Genomic DNA, 20,602 nt, shown 5'->3' with positions numbered 1-20,602 from the left:
CATTTTCCCTAGTGAGATACTAAGCACATAACATAATGGAAAGGATAAATATTCATGGTTATCACTCAATTAATTTAATTTTTCAGCAGCCCATAGCCCATTATTTACCAACCTGCAGAATAGCTAAAAATGCTGCCTGGGGAATCTCTACATTACCGACTCGTTTCATACGCTTTTTCCCTGCTTTCTGCTTCTCAAGCAGCTTACGTTTGCGCGTGATATCTCCACCATAACACTTGGCCAAAACATTCTTACGCAACGCTTTAACATTTTCTCTGGCCACGACATGAGCACCAATAGCTGCTTGCACTGCGATATCAAACATTTGCCGTGGAATAAGTTCACGCATTTTTTGTGCTAATTCACGTCCCCTTTGTTGGCTACTTGCACGATGCACGATTAACGACAACGCATCCACTTTTTCATTATTAATCAGTATATCGAGCTTAACCAGATCTGAGGCGCGGAATTCTTTAAATTCATAGTCCAGCGAAGCATACCCACGACTAACCGATTTTAGTTTATCAAAAAAATCCATGACAACTTCATTTAGTGGCATGTCATAAACAAGCATGACTTGCCTGCCCATATATTGCATATTTTTCTGAATACCGCGCTTGCCGGTGCACAGAGACATAACGGTACCTACATATTCTTCTGGAACTAATATCGTTGTAGTAATGATGGGTTCTCGAATCTCTTCAATTTTAGAAATGTCGGGCATTTTTGATGGATTCTCAATTTCAATCACTTTCCCATCACGCAGCGCAACCTGATAAACAACTGTTGGCGCGGTGGTAATAAGATCCATATCATATTCCCGCTCCAACCTCTCCTGAACAATATCTAAATGAAGTAAACCTAGAAAACCACAACGGAAACCAAAACCGAGTGCTTGAGATGTTTCTGGTTCAAACTGTAACGATGAATCATTCAGCTGCAGCTTTTCTAATGCAGAGCGTAAAGCATCATATTGATTGGATTCAACCGGATAAAGCCCGGCAAATACCTGTGGTTTGATCTCTTTGAATCCAACCAAAGGTTCGGCGGCAGGATTATCGGCCAATGTGACAGTATCGCCTACCTTGGCTGACTTCAATTCCTTGATACCAGAGATAACGAAACCCACTTCCCCTGCGCTCAGCGAATCGCGATTTTCTGCTTTAGGTAAAAATACACCTACTTGCTCACATAGATAAGTAGCGTGGCTAGCCATGAGCATGATTTTATTGCTAGGTTTCAAGATACCGTCGACTACCCGCACCAATATGACTACACCCACATAATTATCAAACCACGAATCAATAATGAGTGCTTTCAACGGTGCGTTCGGGTTTCCTTTGGGTGCAGGAATACGGCTGACAACTGCTTCAAGCATATCCTGTATGCCTTGACCTGTCTTAGCGCTAACATGCAAGGCATCTTTTGCCTCTATCCCGATGATATCTTCGATTTCTGCAATCACTCGATCCGGATCAGCAGCAGGCAAATCAATCTTGTTCAATACCGGTATCACCTCGACCCCTTGCTCGATCGCAGTATAGCAATTTGCTACTGTCTGAGCTTCTACTCCCTGGGAAGCATCTACTACCAATAAAGCACCTTCACAGGCAGCTAAGGAGCGGGACACTTCATAGGAGAAATCGACATGACCAGGTGTATCAATCAAATTCAGCAGAAAAGTCTGACCATTACGTGCTCGATATTTCAAAGCAACTGTTTGCGCCTTGATCGTAATGCCACGTTCACGCTCCAACTCCATAGAGTCGAGCACTTGCTCTTCCATCTCTCGATCAGATAAGCCACCACAAAACTGTATGATGCGATCAGCTAACGTGGATTTACCGTGATCTATATGGGCGATAATAGAAAAATTGCGAATGTGTTGCATTCGATTGGAATTTTAAATGTCAGTCAGGAATTTTTTGCTAGTGCTTGATGAAGATCTGCTTTATTTTCGAATAAAAAGGTCGGTTATGCTTAACCGACAGCATTCTATCGAATTTTAGCAAAATACGCATCTAATGCAGCTTCATCAAGGAAATAATGGCAGATTTCGTCTTGTTTCCCGGTTGCCGACACCAATACTGGAATTCGCTCATTATACTGACTAACCAGTTGAGGATCGCTATCGATATCAATCATTTCAAATTTAAACTCGATATGCTTCTGTAATTTTTGCAATGATGCAATCATTTCCTGGCAAAGATGGCAATCCCTTCGACCATATACAATCAGCTTCTTCCTATCCATAGAATCAAACATTATGTGAATTTTTAATTATCGAGCTTCATCGTTATGAAAGTAGTCATATCCCCTCTTTTTATCAACAGTGCAATATTCCGTCCTTTCTCCACCTTGTTAAGCAACTGATTAAACTGTTTAATCGTTCTGACGTCCTGGTTATTCAATCCGAGAATAATGTCGCCTTGGCGTATACCAGCCCGATTTGCAATGCCAGCTTGTACCTCTTCGACCAATAAGCCACTCTCTACACCCAGTTGTTTCTTTTGTTTGTCAGAGAGTTCATTCAGAGCCAATCCAAGGCGGTTGGAAGTATCAGGGGCTTTGCTTTGCTTGTGGCCGCGATCACTTTCATCTGATGGCATCTCCCCAACCAAAATAGTGAAATTCTTGGTGGCGCCGTCCCGCCAGACCTCCACCGCTACTTTAGATTTAGGTTTAGTATTTCCGACAATACGCGGCAGATCACTGGAAACAGCAATATCTTTGCCGTCAAACTTTAAAATGACATCTCTAACCTCAATGCCTGCTTTGTCTGCTGGACCATCTTTTTCTACAGAAACAATCAGTGCTCCACCTGCTTGAGACAAGCCAAAGGATTCAGCCAGTTCTTCAGTCATCTCCTGAATCATAACGCCTATTCTCCCGCGTGAAACTTTCCCATGTGCCTTAAGTTGATTAGCTATCTCTGTTGCCACATTGATCGGAATAGCGAAAGACAATCCCATAAACCCACCTGTTCGGCTATAAATCTGCGAGTTGATACCGACCACCTCCCCTCTCATATTAAAAAGAGGGCCGCCAGAATTACCGGGATTGATCGCCACATCGGTCTGGATGAAGGGGACATAGCTTTCCTGCGCAAGCGAGCGACCTTTCGCACTTACTATACCTGCAGTTACGCTATTCTCGAAACCAAAAGGAGAGCCAATTGCAATGACCCATTCCCCTACCTTGAGTTTATCCGGATCACCCTGAGTTACCACAGGCAAGTCTTTCGCGTCGATCTTGATAAGCGCTACGTCAGTTTTACGATCCGTGCCAATAACCTGTGCATTAAATTCTCTTTTATCATTTAGTCTTACAGTAATCTGATTGGCAGCTTCGACGACATGCGAATTTGTCAGGATATAGCCATCCTTACTAATAATGAAACCAGAGCCTAGCGATTTGGATTCATACTTCCGAGGACCTGAGAATGGATGCATATACCTGCGAAAGAACTCGAAGAAAGGAGAGTCTTCAGGAATATTAGGAATTTCTGGAAGCATCTGACTTCCTGGAATCTGTTGTGTTTGTACTGTACTAATATTTACAACTGCTTCTCCATATTGCTCAACTAGACCTGTAAAATCAGGTAACTCCTTTGAATGCACGAAACCGATCGAGGAAATTATCAGGCAGCACAGTAAAACAATTTTTTGCATATTTTTTCTTGATAAAAAGAATGGGTAAAATACCGGAAACATAATAATCAAATAGAAACGCAATTAAATCTTACAAATAACGATAGCAGCTATTTGCTTGATCGAAAGTTCTTATTGATTTCCATCAAGCAAATAGCCTACTGATATCTATAAAATTTCAATCCTGGAGATTTATCACATACCTCACCTGGATTTTTCTTCCCTGCCTTCAACCTGATGTACGCTCGTTACTGGCGCCTGTATCTTCATATGAGGTGAAAATTCTCTATGAATCAATAAATAATCACCGGGTTGGTAAGGCATAAATGGAAGCGTAAAGGCTGGGGAAGGTTGGAAAGTAACAGGATGGTCAACTTGAACAACAGCCTTATTATTCACTTTTTCCGCAACACGTGTTCCCTGCGGAACATCTTCTATTTGCATCACTAACCATCCACTTACCAAGGCGGCACAGGATGCAGCAGCTGAAAGAGTAATGAATTTCCGTTTGTGTACCTGTGATGCACGCGGCATAAATAAGGTCGGTTCGCTTACTAAGCGTTCACTCACTCGACTCGACACATTAATGAGGAATGATGCTGTAGGTTGTCGTAGGGTTTCACTGATCACATGATATGCTTCCCAATCATTCAATAAATCATTATTTTTCTTTAACTCTGTGATTACTTCATCGGCATCCACCGAATCCAATTCACCATCTAGCAGTTCTGATATTTTATTTTTCATAAAACCACCCCTTCATTACCACCTCTTGTCTTTACCTGTTCCTAATAAAGGCCGCAGTTTTTCAGCTATGGCCTCACGTGCACGAAATATACGAGAACGAACTGTTCCGATGGGGCAATTCATAATACTCGCAATTTCTTCATAACTTAAACCTTCAATTTCCCTCAGAACAATCGCAGTCCTTAATTCCTCAGGTAATGCGTCTAATGATTCATTAACCGTTTGAGCAATTTGTTTACTCATCAGTTCACTTTCAGGAGTACTTATTTCTCGTAATTTACCTGCTTCTTCAAAATTCTCTGCCTCTTCATTATCAAACTCACTAACAGTCGTGGGTACCTTTCTTCCTTGGGATACAAGAAAATTTTTGGCTGTATTGATACCGATGCGATATAGCCAAGTATAAAAGGCACTTTCACCACGAAATGATGGTAAAGCACGATATGCCTTAATAAAAGTTTCTTGGGCAATATCTTCAACCTCAGCAGCATCACGAATAAACTGTGATAATAAACGTGCCAGCTTTCTCTGATATTTGATCACCAGTAAATCAAAAGCATGCTTATCACCATGTTGCACGCGTTCAACCAATTGTTGATCGATTTCACGATCACCCATGCGTCCTTTCCCCGAAATTAAAAATAGATAACTTTTGATGCAGCCACTTAAATTTTAAATTGAGCACCCAACAAAGTATACCTGTTCGGGGATCTGCCGTGAACTATCCGAAGTCGGATTAAAGACAATAAAGTATCCAGATTAGTTCACTGCTTTTATTCAATAAGAGTTTCAACGAAACTTTAGTTATTGAGTTATGATTAATAAAATAGCTTCAGTTTACAAATAAATTAAAACTAATCAATGCAACAATATCATTTTGATACACTGATTATCGGTAGTGGCTTAGCTGGGCTTACGCTCGCCCTCAATCTAGCACAAAATCAGAAAGTAGCTATTGTCACTAAACGATCATTACATGATAGCTCCAGTACTTGGGCTCAAGGCGGGATTGCTGCAGTACTTTCAATGGAAGACTCCTCTGACGCTCATATCCGCGACACATTAGTTGCCGGCGCCGGCTTATGTGATGAGGAAATCACACGCTATGTAGTCGAAAATGGACCGCAAGCTATCAGATGGCTCATTTCTCAAGGAGTCAACTTTACACGCGATAACAATAACGAAACCGGTTATCACCTTACACAAGAAGGTGGGCATAGTGTGCGTCGAGTTATCCACACCAATGATGCCACCGGTAAAGCAGTACAATCTACGCTCAGCAAAAAAATTTGCACACATCCTAATATCGTCATACTCGAGCATCATATTGCAGTTGATCTGATCACAAGTTCTAAATTACCCCATTATTCTGATAAGCAGAATGCCCGATGCTATGGCGCTTATGTATTGGATATCAAAGCAGATAAGATACACACCATTTCTGCCCACAACACGGTATTAGCAACAGGAGGAGCCGGTAAAGTCTATCTCTATACAACCAATCCCGATACTGCCACGGGTGACGGTATTGCCATGGGATGGCGTGCAGGTTGCAGGATAGCCAATATGGAATTCATCCAATTCCACCCTACCTGCCTTTATCACCCACATGCTAAATCTTTTCTAATTAGTGAAGCCGTTAGAGGTGAAGGCGGATTATTAAAGCTTCCTAATGGCGAACGCTTTATGCCTCGGCATGATGAACGCGCGGAACTTGCACCACGCGATATTGTGGCACGTGCTATTGATTTTGAAATGAAAAAAAGAGGCCTTGACTGCGTATATCTGGATATTTCTCATAAATCACCAGATTTTCTCAAGCAGCATTTTCCTACTATTTATGCTCGATGCCACGAATTAGGGATTGATATCACTCGACAACCCATACCAGTCGTTCCCGCTGCACATTACACATGTGGCGGTATCGTTATTGACCGGAAAGGCAAAACTGATCTGGACAACTTATATGCCATAGGTGAGACCGCTCATACTGGTTTACATGGCGCCAACCGGTTAGCCAGTAATTCTTTACTAGAGTGCTTAGTATTCGGCCAGGCCGCAGCCGAGGATATTCTCAGTCAACCACCCCTGCCCCCCATCTCCCTCCCAAAATGGGATGAAAGTCGGGTAACAGATGCAGATGAGGAAATCGTCATTTCGCATAACTGGGACGAATTACGCCGCTTCATGTGGAGTTACGTGGGAATCGTACGAACCAACAAGCGCTTGCAACGTGCTCAAAACCGCATAAACCTGCTACGGGAGGAAATCAATGAGTACTATACTAATTTTCGTGTGACAGGTGATTTGTTAGAACTACGTAACCTGGTTACAACCGCTGATTTGATTGTGCAAAGCGCCATGTTACGCCATGAAAGCCGTGGCTTGCACTACAGTCTTAATTATCCAGCCATGTTACCGCAAGCCCAGAATACTATCTTGAGACGAAAAGAAAGAATTTGAATTGGCTTCAAAAAATTCGGCACCAATATAGACACAACAAACCCAGAGTCTGTCGTTTATTTCTAATACGTTCATCAGAAAGTTTTTTCCCTTGCCGGTATAGCCGGTATAATGAGTTGTAGTCCAAAGATCCCCACATCTTTATTTTTATAAAATAAACACAGTCAGACTGTAGATAAGATAATAAAAAGGATAGATGTAGTGAGAAGTACGATGGATTCTGTTATGGCAGAAACGGATGATAAATTGGATGTTACCCCTCAAACAGAACTACGTCACAACCCCAAGTCATTTCTTAAATTGATCTTGCTTGGCTTTTCGATAGTAGGGTTACCATTAATCGCTGCGCTAATCTACAGCGCCATACGTATCGATCAGCTTGCCGACCAAAGCCGTAAAACTATCTATCAGGCAACGCAAATTAATCATGGCAGCAGTATCCTGATTGATGAAATTATCGTGATGGAGCGAAGCGTACAACACGCACACATCCTGGAAGATATATCCTTACTGGAGGGTTACTTCCAAGCGCACACCAATTTTGAAAAAACGGTGATAAAGCTTACTGAAGTTTCTCCCTACCTTGAACAACAGCTTTTATTGGAGAAACTACAATTATTAGAGACAACGATTTTTCGTGAAATATTAACTTTATATAATACTCCTCAGAATCTTCGAGATTTACTCGACCAATTTGCTGATCTGCTTATCCTTGCACAGAATTTTTCTACAGAAAATTATCGGCTAATTGGACAGAAAGTAAATGAAATAAGCGAGATGGCTTTACGTACTCGCACTTTGGTAAAGTGGGAATTACTCATTCTGATTCCATTTGTTATTTTGTTAGCACTTGTTTTCTCAGTATTCATAGTACGTCCACTTCGTCAGCTTGACGAAGCAATTTATAGTATGGGACAAGGTGAATTATCTAAAGCAGTACGAATTACTGGTCCAGAAAATTTGAAATACTTAGGTTCTCGGCTGGACTGGATGCGTCGCCGCTTGCTTAAATTGGAAGAACAGAAAATTCAGTTTTTACGACATGTTTCCCATGAACTTAAAACACCCCTCACCGCTATTCGTGAGGGTGCTAACCTCCTTGCAGAAGGAGTAACTGGCGATCTTAATATAAAACAGCAACAAATTGCCGATATACTTCACACAAGCAGTATCCAATTGCAGAAACGTATCGAAGATTTATTAAGTTTTAGCGCTCTTCAGGCAGATAAAGCGGCACTTATCAAACAGCGTACAAATCTAGCTCATATCATCAACACTGTTTTGAAAGATCAGAATCTGTCTATCATGAGCAGAAAAATAAAAATCGATTTGACATGTCCAGATCTCATACTCGAATGTGACAAACAGAGAGTTGGCATTATTATTGATAATCTTTTATCAAACGCCATAAAATTCTCTCCACAAGAAAGTTGCATTAAGATCTCTGCGATACAAATAGATCAAGCTATCCAACTCGATATCATTGACAATGGTAGCGGTATTGATATCACTGATGTGGATAAAATATTTGAGCCCTTTTATCGGGGACGTAGCAAACCTAATAGCCATATCAGAGGAACCGGGCTTGGATTGTCGATTGCCAGGGAATATGCACTTGCCCACGGTGGGAATATTGAACTTGTTAAACATGGCGGTCAGGGAGCGCATTTCCGCCTAACTTTGCCTATTCAAGATCCTGAGGTCCAGTCATGAGTATTGTTTCCAAGTCGTTATTACTTCTAATATTTTCTGTTGTATTAATTGGATGTACAATAACGCCTACCCATCAATCATCAGACTCTTTAAATACACAAATTCCTCAACAAGATGAATTGGATCAATACCACAGTTTAGATGAATTGATGTTGTATTATGACCAGCTGCAGAAAAAGAATGCTACTCAATTGGCTTCAGAATACAACCATACCAAGAAACACTTTAAAAATAACCCTGATGCTGAAAGTCGTCTTAAATACATCTTACTCATCAGTTTACCTAAAACATCTTTTACAAATATCCAGACTGCGCTCAATTTACTAAATAATTGGCCACAAGATATTACAATGTCGACTAACTTAGCTAATTTCAGGAAATTATTAATATCTCTACTTAGAGAGCAGCAAATTGCAAGAACCGATGCGAGAAATTTATCGCAAAAATTAAAAGCATCGGATGAGCAAGCGCAAGCATTGGAAGAATACGCTCAGACCTTGAAAAATAGGATAGACGCTATAAAAAATATGGAAAAGCAACCAATCCGTAGAATAACACCTTGAATAAAATATTATGGTACAGCCTAAAAAAATCTTACTTGTCGATGACGACTCAGACCTTCTTGAATTACTCTCGATACGTTTGACGGCTGCAGGATTTGAAACCATTGTAGCTACCAGCGCAGAAGCAGCATTAAACTGCCTGGACATCTCACGCCCCCATCTCGTCATCAGTGACATGCAAATGAGTGGGATGGACGGTATGGCATTGTTTGAACATATTCATCACGCCAATCCAACGCTACCGGTCATTATTCTGACAGCCTATGGCACGATTCCAGATGCCGTCACCGCAGTTCAGCGTGGTATTTTTGGTTACCTCACCAAGCCTTATGATCCAAAAACCTTGCTCGATCAAATTGATCAGGCACTTAGACTTACGTGCAACAACGTAAATAGCGAACCCTATGAAGCATCCCAAGCTGAATGGCGTAAAAATATCATTACCCAAAATGCTGAAATGGAAGATATTCTGACCAAAGTGGAACGCGTTGCGGAAGGGAATGCGAGTGTATTACTTCTTGGAGAAAGTGGTGTTGGCAAAGAATTATTTGCACGCGCTATTCATCATGCATCCAAGCGCTGTAGCCAACCCTTTGTGACCATCAATTGCGCAGCCATTCCTGAGCAATTACTGGAATCAGAGCTATTTGGACATGCCAAAGGGGCTTTTACAGGCGCTATCCGTGACCATAAAGGCTTATTTCAATTAGCCGAAGGTGGCACATTATTCCTTGATGAAATTGGTGACATGCCACTGCTGCTACAAGTAAAGTTACTGCATGCATTGCAAGAAAGGGTAATCAGACCCGTCGGGTCTACGCAGCAAATCCCGATTGATGTCCGGATTATTTCTGCAACCCACCGTGATCTCAAAGCTGAGATCACGGCAGGGAATTTTCGTGAAGATCTGTATTATCGACTCTATGTGGTCGGTTTAACGATTCCTTCGCTAACTCAGCGCCGTGAAGATATTCCCTTGCTGGCCAATCATTTTCTTCGTACCTTTGCTGAAAAATACGAAAAAGAAATTAATGGGTTCTCGCCAGAAGCAACCAATCTTTTGCTCAGTGCATCCTGGCCAGGTAACGTTCGACAATTAATGAATATAATAGAACAAAGCGTTGTCCTGAGTGCGAACCCTCTCATTTCACACCAGCTGGTCTATGATGCGATGCATAAGGAAGAAGCGCAGCTCGTATCATTTGAAGAAGCGCGCAAACAGTTTGAAAGAGATTATCTGGTACGTTTACTAAAAATTACTGAAGGCAATGTGACGCAAGCAGCCAAATTGGCCAAACGCAATCGGACAGAATTTTACAAACTTCTTCAAAGACATCAACTTGACTTTACTCTTTATAAACAAAAAGAAAAAAGCAAAGGGCTTTGTTAAGTGTTCTCTGAAAAGATATCACAAAATCAAATTAGCAAAGGAGCTGTGTCATGGTCAATCACGTTGGCATAAAAAAATCATGGCTGCCTATAACCTATAGCATAGCGCCCATAATTTTCGATAACCCATGTGTATAAGTGGCGGATAAATGTTAATACCAGTGCATCCTATGCGGGTGACAATGCCACAAAAAGCGCTTGGGGCGGGATTGTTTGGCGGAATCATGGTGATACCATAATCCAGCCAAAGCGATTCGCTGCCATTACCACAAGAGAGCTGATTCTCAACGCAATACTGCAAAATCATCTTACCCAGACATTTTACAGGAGCTACGAGCCAGTCTGATGGCTTCTTCATTTCTCTAATGGAGGAAACTTGGCAACAATTTCAATCTCGTCATTCCCTCGCTTGACTTTCAGCGGTAACCACGTGCCCGGCGCCTGACGCTTCACCACAGCAACGATATCACCCACTTCCATCACTGATAATCCTGCGATCTCAGTGATGAGATCGTCTTCCAGCATATTGGCCGCCTCGGCAATACTCCCTTTTTCAACCTGCAGAACACGCGCCCCGCCATGCTGCAAAGCAATCTCATAGCGAATACCCAGTCGCTGGCGCAAAGGTGTTGTTTCCGCAATGAAGGGGGAAACGCCAAAAATGGCATCAGCATAACCTGCAACCAGATGTTGACATGATTTGCTTGTATCCCATGGTAACAACGAAGTAATTTTTGTTACACCAAGATCTTTCAATTGATGGGGAACACCATAGCCATACATAATGTGGCCTGATCCCATAATGCCAACAACCAGTGGGCTTTTTCCTTGAGTCTGCATGCTGAATACCGCATGAATTTCTTGAGCCATTGCCCGGTCCCATAATTGCTGACCAATAACAAATCGTAAGAAATCAGGATCATAACGATTATTTCCTCCCTCTTTCTTACCCTTGCGGTCATGCGCTTCGTATATGGGTAACAAAAAATCGAGATACCCAGAACTGGGAGGTGCTGGATGCGTTACCCCTTCACGTTCATTCTTGGGCACACTGTCAAAACCTTTCTCAGCTACCTGCTTTCTTAGTTGGGTATCGATATTAAGTGCCCGCATCGGGATACGATTCATGCGTGCGAAATGAAATAATGGCAGATAAAGACTGGCATCTGTTCTCCATACCGTATCCCACTCTGAAGCTTTCAGGAAAGCAGCTTCAGACAGTTCACCCGCCACCCATTGATCGAGTACTTTCTGGACCCGACGTGGGAACATTTCGAAACCAATCACCATATCGGGACGAGCAGCATACAACGCCGCCAGCATTTGTAATTGCCATAGATGGTGCTCCCGATTGACATGTGTTTCACCTAGTAAAACTACCGATTGATTTGCTGCATGTGCAATAATATCGGACAAGACGGTCTTGCCCTTGCCCGGAATAATCCAATGCGCTACCGACACACATTCTCGCGCAGAATCACTAATGGCAGATTCAGGCTTAGGAGCAGGAATAATTTGTGCTGGCAAATTTTCGGAATGCCCTACCCATACTAACAACATTATGCTTACTAATCCGCTTCGGATGCTAACTTTCCACTTGGTCATTTTATTAATTATTCTTAAAAATATTAATGATCTAGAGAGTCACGTAATAATACCATCGGAAAACTAAGGGCAGCTCATGATTAACTTCGAACACCTACCCAACCCATTTACGCGCATTTCTGAACATCCTTATCCAGGGAGAGTCTTCTGGCCAGGTGTCCACATGCCATGAATGCTGAACGGTACGAAAAACCCGTTCAGGATGAGGCATCAGAATGGTAAATCGACCATCGATCGAGGTCACCCCAGCTATCCCTTGCGGTGAACCATTAGGATTAAATGGATATCGCTCGGTCGGCGTACCGTAGTGATCAACAAAGCGTAATGCGACATAGGATGATGCCGATTCCAATTGTAGATCACTACTGAAGGCTGCATAGCCTTCTCCATGTGCCACCTGGATAGGCAGACGACTTCCTACCATGCCATCAAAGAAGAGTGAGGGACTCTTTGGTATCTCAACCATGACAAAACGCGCTTCAAACTGCTCGGATACATTACGCTCGAAGTGCGGCCAATGATCGGTGCCTGGAATAATTTCATGCAAATTGCTCATCATCTGGCAACCATTGCATACACCCAGCGCGAAAGTATCGCTACGCTCAAAAAAAGATTCAAATTCATAGCGCGTGCGCGCATTAAACAAGATAGATTTGGCCCACCCTTCGCCAGCCCCAAGCACATCTCCATAAGAAAATCCACCACATGCGACAAATCCTTTATAGTCGCCTAATGAAACGCGCCCAGTCATGATATCGCTCATATGCACATCAATAGCTTCGAATCCGGCGCGATCAAAGGCAGCCGCCATTTCAACATGACCATTCACGCCTTGCTCACGCAGAATGGCTATCTTCGGTCGGATACCCACTTGGATAAAAGGTGCCGCAATATCCTCTTCGATATCAAAAGTCAGTTCAGCACTCAAGCCAGGGTCAGAAGTATCGAGAATACGATCAAATTCTTGTTGTGCGCATGCAGGGTTGTCACGTAGTTTCTGCATCTGGTAAGTCGTTTCTGACCAGGCACGCTGCAAGTTAACCCGTTTCTCCTGAAAAATGACTTTATTGTTGCATAAAAAACAGATCTCATCCTGTTCGTTGAGATTTCCCAGAACAAAACTATCTTCACTTAGATCAGCTTCTGACAACATTTGTAGCACTGCTGCATGATGTTGTACCTTGATCTGAATCACTACCCCCAATTCTTCACTGAATAAAATCGCCATCAAGCGTTCCAGGGAACTTTCATGCAGCACCTCCGGCTTGATCTCATAACCGATATCTTTAGCCAATGGATCAAAACACAACTGGTCTAGACTGATCGTCATACCTACATGACCAGCGAAAGCCATCTCGCACAAAGTCACAAACAATCCACCATCTGAACGGTCATGATAAGCAAGGATCCGATCCGCGCGCTTCAACTCCTGTATGACCGAAAACAAACGTTTAAGCTTTTCTATTTCAGCGATACTCGATATATCTGGAGCAGCATCCCCCAATTGCCCATAAACTTGCGCCAATGCCGAACCACCCAGGCGGTTTCTCCCTCTCCCTGGATCAATCAGAATAAGCTCGGTTTCACCACAATCAGTGCGTAATTGTGGGGTGAGTGTTTTGCGAATATCACCCACTCTTGCAAAAGCAGAGATAATAAGTGAGAGGGGCGCAATAACCTCTTTTTGTTTATCGCCTTTATTTTCATTTGATTCTTGCCAGGCAGTTTTCATGGACATGGAATCCTTGCCAACCGGGATACTCATCCCTAGCTGTGAGCATAATTCCATTGCAACAGCATGAACGGCGTCATAGAGTGCAGCATCCTCTCCCGGATGCCCGGCAGCAGCCATCCAGTTAGCAGAGAGCTTGATCTCACTAAGATCGTTTATCGCAGCAGCAGCAATATTGGTAATGGCTTCTCCTACTGCCATGCGCGCAGAAGCCGCAGGATCGATCAGTGCCAGAGGCGCGCGCTCACCGAGCGCAAATGCCTCACCAAGATAGGTCTGATAACCCATGGCCGTCACTGCGACATCTGCCACCGGTATTTGCCAAGGCCCCACCATCTGATCACGCGCGGTCATTCCACCCACACTACGGTCGCCAATGGTAATCAAAAATGTTTTATCTGCGACAGCAGGCAATCTTAGAACCCGATAAGCAGCTTCTTGTAAATGTATTCCTGTCAGATCAAATGGAGGAAACACCCTGGTAATATGCGATACAACACGCGTCATTTTGGGCGGTTTACCCAATAACACCGAAAGCGGCATATTTATCGGTAAATTGATAGATTTCTCATCAGTCACAATAAGTTGCTGCTGAACAATCGCTTCACCGACTACGGCATAAGGGCATCGCTCTCGTTCACAAATTGCCTGGAATAAAGTCAACGATTCACGTCTGATCGCGAGTACATACCGCTCCTGCGCTTCATTACACCAAATCTGCATTGGCGACATGCTCGATTCCTCCGAAGGAATCGCCCGTAAATCAAAATGCCCCCCGCAGCCAGCTCCATGAACGAGTTCTGGCAACGCATTGGACAGCCCACCAGCGCCGACATCATGAATCGAAAGAACAGGATTAGGTTGCCCACTGCGTTCCAGCTGCCAACACCGATCGATTACTTCCTGGGCACGACGTTGCATCTCTGCATTACCACGTTGTACCGAATCAAAATCCAGGTCTTCCGTATTAGTACCGGTATCCATACTGGAAGCTGCGCTCCCCCCTAATCCAATCAACATGCCCGGCCCACCCAGTTGAATCAGGAGGGCATCTTCTGAGAAATCTTGCTTCGCAGTATGTCGCTCAGAAATCTGTCCAATTCCTCCAGCCAGCATAATAGGCTTGTGATAGCCGCGCATCTCCCCAGCAACTTGCGCTTCGAATGTTCGAAAATAACCTGCAAGATTAGGTCGGCCAAATTCATTATTGAACGCAGCACCACCGATAGGCCCAGTCAACATGATTTCCAGGGCTGAGGCAATACGGGCTGGCTTACCATAGCCATTTTGCCCATGCAATGTTTCCCAAGGCTGAATGAAATCTGGAATACGCAAATTGGAAACAGAAAAGCCGGTTAATCCAGCTTTGGGTTTTGCGCCCCGCCCGGTCGCTCCCTCATCCCGTATTTCTCCTCCTACTCCTGTTGCGGCTCCTGGAAAAGGAGAAATTGCCGTCGGATGATTATGGGTTTCCACCTTCATGAGCAGATGGGTAGGCTCCAGTGCGTAGCCATAAGCGTTATCCTTCCCAGGACAGAAGCGATTAATCTCCGCCCCTTCGATAATGGCTGCATTATCCGCATAAGCCACAATCGTACCCTGTGGATGCTGTTGATGAGTATGACGTATCATTGAAAACAGCGATTGATTTTTTTGCTCGCCATCAATAATCCAGTCTGCGTTAAAAATTTTATGTCGACAATGTTCTGAATTTGCTTGGGCAAACATCATCAACTCGACATCAGTAGGATTACGCCTAATATCAAGAAAATAATCCAGCAGATAGTCAATTTCATCAGGAGACAAGGCTAACCCCATTGCTTGATTAGCCTTAACCAGAGCCATTCTACCTTCTTCCAGAAGATTGATTTCTTTAAGCGATGCTGGTTCGATATGATGAAATAAAACCACAGCTTCAGACAAAGAATGAAAAACCGCTTCAGTCATGCGATCATATATGATTGCCTCGATTGCACGCCTGTTCTCATCAGAAAGCGCTGTTTCATGCTGAATATAAAATGCAACACCTCGCTCTACCCTTTCAATCACATCGAGCCCACAATGATGAGCAATGTCCGTTGCCTTGGATGACCAGGGTGAAATGGTACCTGGACGCGGTAAAACCAACAAAAATACACCTTTCGCTACAGGAGATTGATGAGCTGGATCAATGTTAAGCAACTTCTGCAGAATATTCAGTTCATCCTGATTCAAATCACGTTTGGTTTCACAAAAATACCAGTATTCAGCGTCAATAGCCGAAAATTGCGGTACGATGGATTTAATCAGATCAGATAATTTTTGTAATCGAAAGTGAGATAGCGCTTTATGGCCTCGAAATTGGAGCATCGAAATAATAGTGAGTTAAACTGAGAATCATCATTTTACACGAGAAGACACACAATCAGATGAATAACCCGATCCCTGTCTATTACACCGCTGACATTCGTGAAATTGAACAGCTCGCTGCTGCCCTGCCCAATCCTCCAGATCTCATGGAAAAAGCTGGATTAGCTGCTGCTCATATCACCAAAGATAGGCTGCTTAGCAACGATAAAAACAAAGTGCTGGTGCTAGCTGGACCGGGCAATAATGGAGGAGATGCCTTTGTCACAGCACGTTATCTACGCGCATGGGGCTTTCAGGTCACCACAGTTTTCACTGGTGAAGCTTCCAAATTATCGCAAGATGCTAAGCAGGCCTTTCAAAACTGGCTGAGTATGGGCGGTGAACTACATAACGACATACCCTCTTCCGGCTTATGGCATGTGGTCATCGACGGCTTATTCGGCATTGGCCTAAACCCTGCCAAATATCAATTGGATGAAAAATATCGACGTCTGATCGAAGTCGTTAACAATATGAATTTACCAGTACTTGCGCTCGATATTCCCAGTGGTCTCAGCGCAGATAACGGGATCGCACTCGGTACTGCCATCAAAGCAACGATCACGGCTACTTTCATTGGCCTGAAACCGGGCCTTCTGACGCATGATGGCTGCGAATACGCCGGAGAAATCATTCTATGCAATCTGGATCTCGATGCAATCTCCATGAAAAGTCCGCAATCATGGCTACTTGATCAAACCATGATAAAAACATTATTGCCTCCACCTCGCCCAGCTAATAGCCATAAAGGCATCTTTGGTAGCGTGGGGATCCTGGGTGGATCGTCAGGCATGATCGGAGCAGCGCTATTAGCAGGTTCAGCCGCACTTAAATTAGGAACCGGCCGAGTATACCTTGGTCTGCTCGCCAATCACTTCCCCACCGTCGATCCAACTCAGCCAGAACTCATGCTGCGTCCGGTAGACGATCTATTTGAGCTTGATCACCTAACTTGTCTGATCGTGGGTCCTGGGCTGGGAAAAGAAATCGCCGCCTGTCTTTGCCTGGAAAAGACTTTGCAGACTTCCTTACCCCTGGTTTTGGACGCAGACGCCCTCAATCTGATTGCGTACCATTCTGAACTCGCTAGCGCGTTACGTACACGCCGTGCACCATCCCTTCTCACGCCTCATGCTGCTGAAGCAGCTCGGCTGCTCAATACCGATATCGCCACTGTTCAGAGCAATCGCTTGAAAGCAGCAGAGAATTTAGCCAAGAATTTCAATTGCTCGCTTGTGCTGAAAGGGGCAGGAAGCATTTGTGCACTTCCAAACGGTCACTGTTATTTCAATGCCAGTGGAAACCCTGGCTTAAGCAGCGCGGGAACAGGCGATGTGCTATCCGGCATGATAGGCGCGCTACTCGCCCAGGGGCTATCATCAGAGAACGCACTGCTACTGGCTGTTTATCTGCATGGCGCAGCAGCGGATGCCTTACTTGAAATCCTGAATGGCCCGATAGGAATGACTGCATCGGAAATCATTGATTCAGCCCGTCGTCTCCTGAATCAGTGGGTGTATGATCATGATGCTCGCTTCAGATATTCCCATGCGCATAGCATTTATTGATCATTCATTTTCCGTACTACTTAAAAAGCATTACTGACGACGCCAGGTTGTCCCCTGGGCACCATCTTCCAGAATAATGCCTGCTGCTGCAAGCTGTTTACGTATATTGTCAGCCTGAACAAAATCCCGCTTCTTCCGCGCTTCCAAACGCTGCTGAATCATTTGTTCAATATCTTCCTGCGAAAACAAGCATTTTTCTGGTGAGAGGGTATGCTGCAGGTAAGCTTGCGGATCTTGTTGTAACAAACCCAGTGTACCACCCAATGCTTTAAGCAAGGTTGCGAGCCGGGAACTACTCGTTCTATTGATCTCTCCCGCAAGATCAAACAGAACAGCGATAGCTTCAGCCGTATTGAAATCGTCATTCATCGCTGCCTTGAACCGTTCAGCATACGGCTCATCCCAGCTTATTCCAGTCGCTGGCAAGTCATATTCTTTCAAAGCGATATAAAACCGATCGAGCGCACTCTTAGCATCATTTAGATGCTCATCTGAATAATTGAGGGGGCTACGGTAATGCGCACGTAAAATAAAAAAACGCACGACTTCCGGTTGATAGCGCGTGAGAACTTCCCGTACTGTAAAAAAATTACCCAATGATTTGGACATCTTTTCGTTATCAACACGCACAAAGCCATTATGTATCCAATAATTAACATAAGGATGATCGTGCGCTCCTTCGCTTTGCGCTATTTCATTCTCATGATGTGGAAATTGTAGATCCTGACCGCCACCATGAATATCAAAGTGCTCGCCCAGATAATGCTCACTCATCGCTGAACATTCAATATGCCAACCTGGCCGCCCTTTCCCCCAGGGGGAATCCCAGCAAGGTTCGCCGGCTTTAGCGGCTTTCCATAGCACAAAATCCAATGGATCTTTTTTATTAAGATCAATTTCTACACGCTCACCCGCACGCAGATCTTCGAGTGATTTACCAGAAAGTTTTCCATAATGAGGAAATTGATGAACTGAATAAAATATATCTCCATTATCTGCAACGTACGCAAGACCTTTCTGAACGAGAGTACCTATCATGACAATCATGTCTTGGATGCATTGGGTAGCACGGGGTTCGTGCGTGGGTTGCGCAACGCCCAGTATCGCTGCATCTTCATGCATGGCATCGATGAAACGTTTGGTCAAGGTATCGATGGATTCACCATTTTCCTGCGCACGTCTAATGATTTTATCATCAATATCAGTGATATTACGCACATACGTTACCTTGAAACCAGCTACTTCTAGCCAGCGCACAACAGTATCGAAGACTACCAGAACACGAGCATGGCCCAGATGACAATAATCATAAACGGTCATCCCGCACACATACATTTTGACTTCCCCGGGATTTATAGGAATGAAATTCTCTTTTTTACGAGTCAGGGTGTTATAAATTTTAAGCATTGCAAGTGAATCAGCGAATGAATGATTGTGGGAGAAACGATCTTCTTGGTAAAATCCGAGAATTATAGAATTTTATCCTTAATACAAAAGATAAAATTTCATCTTTTCTCATAGCAAAAACCGGGGAATTGTAACATAAGGAAGGAGTTACTTTTTGATCCGGCGCATGTACTCATTGAATAGGAATTACACTATGACTCGTTTTCTCTCTGTCTTGTTACTGATGATCAGTACGACACTTTTTGCTGCTCAACCAGAAATCAGAATAAATACTAATCTTGGCCCAATCACCGTGGAACTCTATCCTGAGAAAGCGCCTAAAACAGTAGAGAATTTTTTAAATTACGTAAATGAAGGTTTTTATAATGGCACAATATTTCATCGTGTGATTGCAAACTTTATGATTCAAGGAGGAGGATTCGATCAATCGCTCATCCAGAAGCCAACGAAGCAACCTGTTGAAAATGAAGCTGCTAATGGGTTAAAAAATGAGATCGGCACAATAGCTATGGCAAGAACCAGTAATCCGCACTCAGCAACTGCTCAATTCTTTATCAATGTTGCGAATAATTCATTTCTCAATCATACTGCCCCAACCACACAAGGATATGGGTATACGGTATTCGGTAAAGTGACTAAAGGTATGGAAGTCGTCAATAAAATAGCGGCGACACCCACAGGACCAAACGGAATTTTTGCGAGCGATGTTCCGAGAAACACTATAGTAATCGAATCTATCGAGCTTCTCGCAGGTTCCTCTGATCACTCCGATCATTAACTTAGGAATAAACATGATAAAACTACATACTAATTATGGCGTCATCGGCATAGAGCTCGATAGTGACAAAGCACCTATTACCACCCAAAATTTCCTGGATTATGTTAATAATGGGCATTATGACAATACATTATTTCATCGCGTCATAGACGGATTTATGATCCAAGGTGGTGGCTACGAACCGGGCATGAAACAAAAAAAGACACTTGCTCCCATCAAGAATGAAGCTGCCAATGGTCTTAAAAATGATACCTATACCATTGCCATGGCAAGGACATCCGATGTGCATTCAGCCACATCTCAGTTTTTTATTAACGTTAACGATAATAATTTCCTCAACTATACTGCGCCTACTGCTCAGGGTTTTGGTTATTGTGTCTTTGGTAAAGTAGTAGAAGGAAAGGACGTCGTTGATAAAATTAAGAAAGTAAAAACAGGCAATTCTGCTGGACACCAGAATGTGCCATTAGAAGATGTAGTGATTATAAAAGTTGAAAACTGCTAATTCCATTTCTAAATCAAACCTGACTTTGTCGACTTCTCCTTGCCGTATTATTTATACTGTCTGCGGCCCGCCTTCGCGTCATCTTTGATTTGGA

At 43.5% G+C, this 20,602-nt stretch carries 15 protein-coding genes; 7 read left to right on the top strand and 8 right to left on the bottom strand.

Features of this window, described 5'->3' with window-relative positions:
* Nucleotides 1-100: 100 nt before the first annotated feature.
* The 5 genes from lepA to rpoE form a co-directional block, all read right to left on the bottom strand.
* Entirely contained in the window at nucleotides 101-1,891 is a 1,791-nt protein-coding gene (gene lepA, locus BLV54_RS00735) for a translation elongation factor 4 (RefSeq protein ID WP_090566309.1), read from the bottom strand.
* A 104-nt stretch (nucleotides 1,892-1,995) separates the two neighbouring features.
* Nucleotides 1,996-2,253 (bottom strand): glutaredoxin family protein, encoded by a 258-nt coding sequence (locus BLV54_RS00730; protein WP_256329004.1) that lies wholly within the window; start codon nucleotides 2,251-2,253, stop codon nucleotides 1,996-1,998.
* A gap of 23 nt (nucleotides 2,254-2,276) precedes the next feature.
* Nucleotides 2,277-3,671 carry a DegQ family serine endoprotease gene (locus BLV54_RS00725; RefSeq protein ID WP_090566304.1) on the bottom strand — a complete coding sequence of 465 codons (1,395 nt, stop codon included), beginning with the start codon at nucleotides 3,669-3,671 and terminating at the stop codon, nucleotides 2,277-2,279.
* 183 nt (nucleotides 3,672-3,854) lie between these two features.
* Nucleotides 3,855-4,397: a sigma-E factor negative regulatory protein gene (locus tag BLV54_RS00720; RefSeq protein ID WP_090566301.1), complete on the bottom strand. Its 543-nt coding sequence runs from the start codon at nucleotides 4,395-4,397 to the stop codon at nucleotides 3,855-3,857.
* A gap of 15 nt (nucleotides 4,398-4,412) precedes the next feature.
* Nucleotides 4,413-5,015 (bottom strand): RNA polymerase sigma factor RpoE, encoded by a 603-nt coding sequence (gene rpoE / locus BLV54_RS00715; RefSeq protein ID WP_090566298.1) that lies wholly within the window; start codon nucleotides 5,013-5,015, stop codon nucleotides 4,413-4,415.
* A 243-nt stretch (nucleotides 5,016-5,258) separates the two neighbouring features.
* Here rpoE and nadB point away from each other — a divergent pair, with 243 nt between their 5' ends.
* The 4 genes from nadB (at nucleotide 5,259) to BLV54_RS00695 (ending at nucleotide 10,526) form a co-directional block, all read left to right on the top strand.
* The gene (gene nadB, locus BLV54_RS00710; RefSeq protein WP_090566295.1) at nucleotides 5,259-6,860 is read left to right on the top strand and encodes an L-aspartate oxidase; all 1,602 of its coding nucleotides are present in this window, start codon (nucleotides 5,259-5,261) and stop codon (nucleotides 6,858-6,860) included.
* A gap of 213 nt (nucleotides 6,861-7,073) precedes the next feature.
* A complete protein-coding gene (locus tag BLV54_RS00705) occupies nucleotides 7,074-8,573 on the top strand; it encodes a sensor histidine kinase (RefSeq protein ID WP_256329003.1) in 1,500 nt (499 codons plus the stop codon).
* Nucleotides 8,570-9,136, top strand: coding sequence for a DUF5320 domain-containing protein (locus BLV54_RS00700; protein WP_090566292.1), 567 nt, complete (start codon nucleotides 8,570-8,572; stop codon nucleotides 9,134-9,136). Before BLV54_RS00705 ends, BLV54_RS00700 begins: the two co-directional genes overlap by 4 nt.
* 10 nt (nucleotides 9,137-9,146) lie before the next feature.
* On the top strand, nucleotides 9,147-10,526 hold the full coding sequence (locus BLV54_RS00695) for a sigma 54-interacting transcriptional regulator (RefSeq protein WP_090566289.1): 1,380 nt from the start codon (nucleotides 9,147-9,149) through the stop codon (nucleotides 10,524-10,526).
* 353 nt (nucleotides 10,527-10,879) lie between these two features.
* On the opposite strand, the gene BLV54_RS00685 is transcribed toward BLV54_RS00695, so the two are convergent.
* Both BLV54_RS00685 and purL read right to left on the bottom strand, forming a co-directional pair.
* Entirely contained in the window at nucleotides 10,880-12,130 is a 1,251-nt protein-coding gene (locus BLV54_RS00685; protein ID WP_090566283.1) for a ChaN family lipoprotein, read from the bottom strand.
* Nucleotides 12,131-12,224: 94 nt separating this feature from the next.
* The gene (gene purL, locus BLV54_RS00680) at nucleotides 12,225-16,211 is read right to left on the bottom strand and encodes a phosphoribosylformylglycinamidine synthase (RefSeq protein WP_090566280.1); all 3,987 of its coding nucleotides are present in this window, start codon (nucleotides 16,209-16,211) and stop codon (nucleotides 12,225-12,227) included.
* A 59-nt stretch (nucleotides 16,212-16,270) separates the two neighbouring features.
* Here purL and BLV54_RS00675 point away from each other — a divergent pair, with 59 nt between their 5' ends.
* Nucleotides 16,271-17,818, top strand: a complete 1,548-nt coding sequence (locus BLV54_RS00675) for an NAD(P)H-hydrate dehydratase (RefSeq protein WP_090566277.1) — start codon at nucleotides 16,271-16,273, stop codon at nucleotides 17,816-17,818.
* Between the two features lie 30 nt (nucleotides 17,819-17,848).
* Here BLV54_RS00675 and cysS read toward each other — a convergent pair whose 3' ends face one another.
* Nucleotides 17,849-19,225: a cysteine--tRNA ligase gene (gene cysS, locus BLV54_RS00670; protein WP_090566274.1), complete on the bottom strand. Its 1,377-nt coding sequence runs from the start codon at nucleotides 19,223-19,225 to the stop codon at nucleotides 17,849-17,851.
* Between the two features lie 193 nt (nucleotides 19,226-19,418).
* On the opposite strand from cysS, the gene BLV54_RS00665 reads away from it, so the two are divergent.
* Together BLV54_RS00665 and BLV54_RS00660 are read left to right on the top strand one after the other, a co-directional pair.
* The gene (locus tag BLV54_RS00665) at nucleotides 19,419-20,003 is read left to right on the top strand and encodes a peptidylprolyl isomerase (RefSeq protein ID WP_090566272.1); all 585 of its coding nucleotides are present in this window, start codon (nucleotides 19,419-19,421) and stop codon (nucleotides 20,001-20,003) included.
* Nucleotides 20,004-20,016: 13 nt separating this feature from the next.
* Complete coding sequence (locus tag BLV54_RS00660) at nucleotides 20,017-20,508, top strand: peptidylprolyl isomerase (RefSeq protein ID WP_090566269.1); 492 nt, start codon at nucleotides 20,017-20,019, stop codon at nucleotides 20,506-20,508.
* Nucleotides 20,509-20,602: the final 94 nt, after the last annotated feature.

The sequence above is a fragment of the Nitrosomonas sp. Nm33 genome, from assembly GCF_900107265.1.
In the GTDB taxonomy this organism is placed as follows: Bacteria; Pseudomonadota; Gammaproteobacteria; order Burkholderiales; family Nitrosomonadaceae; genus Nitrosomonas.
This window is presented reverse-complemented; position numbering and strand designations above follow the sequence as displayed.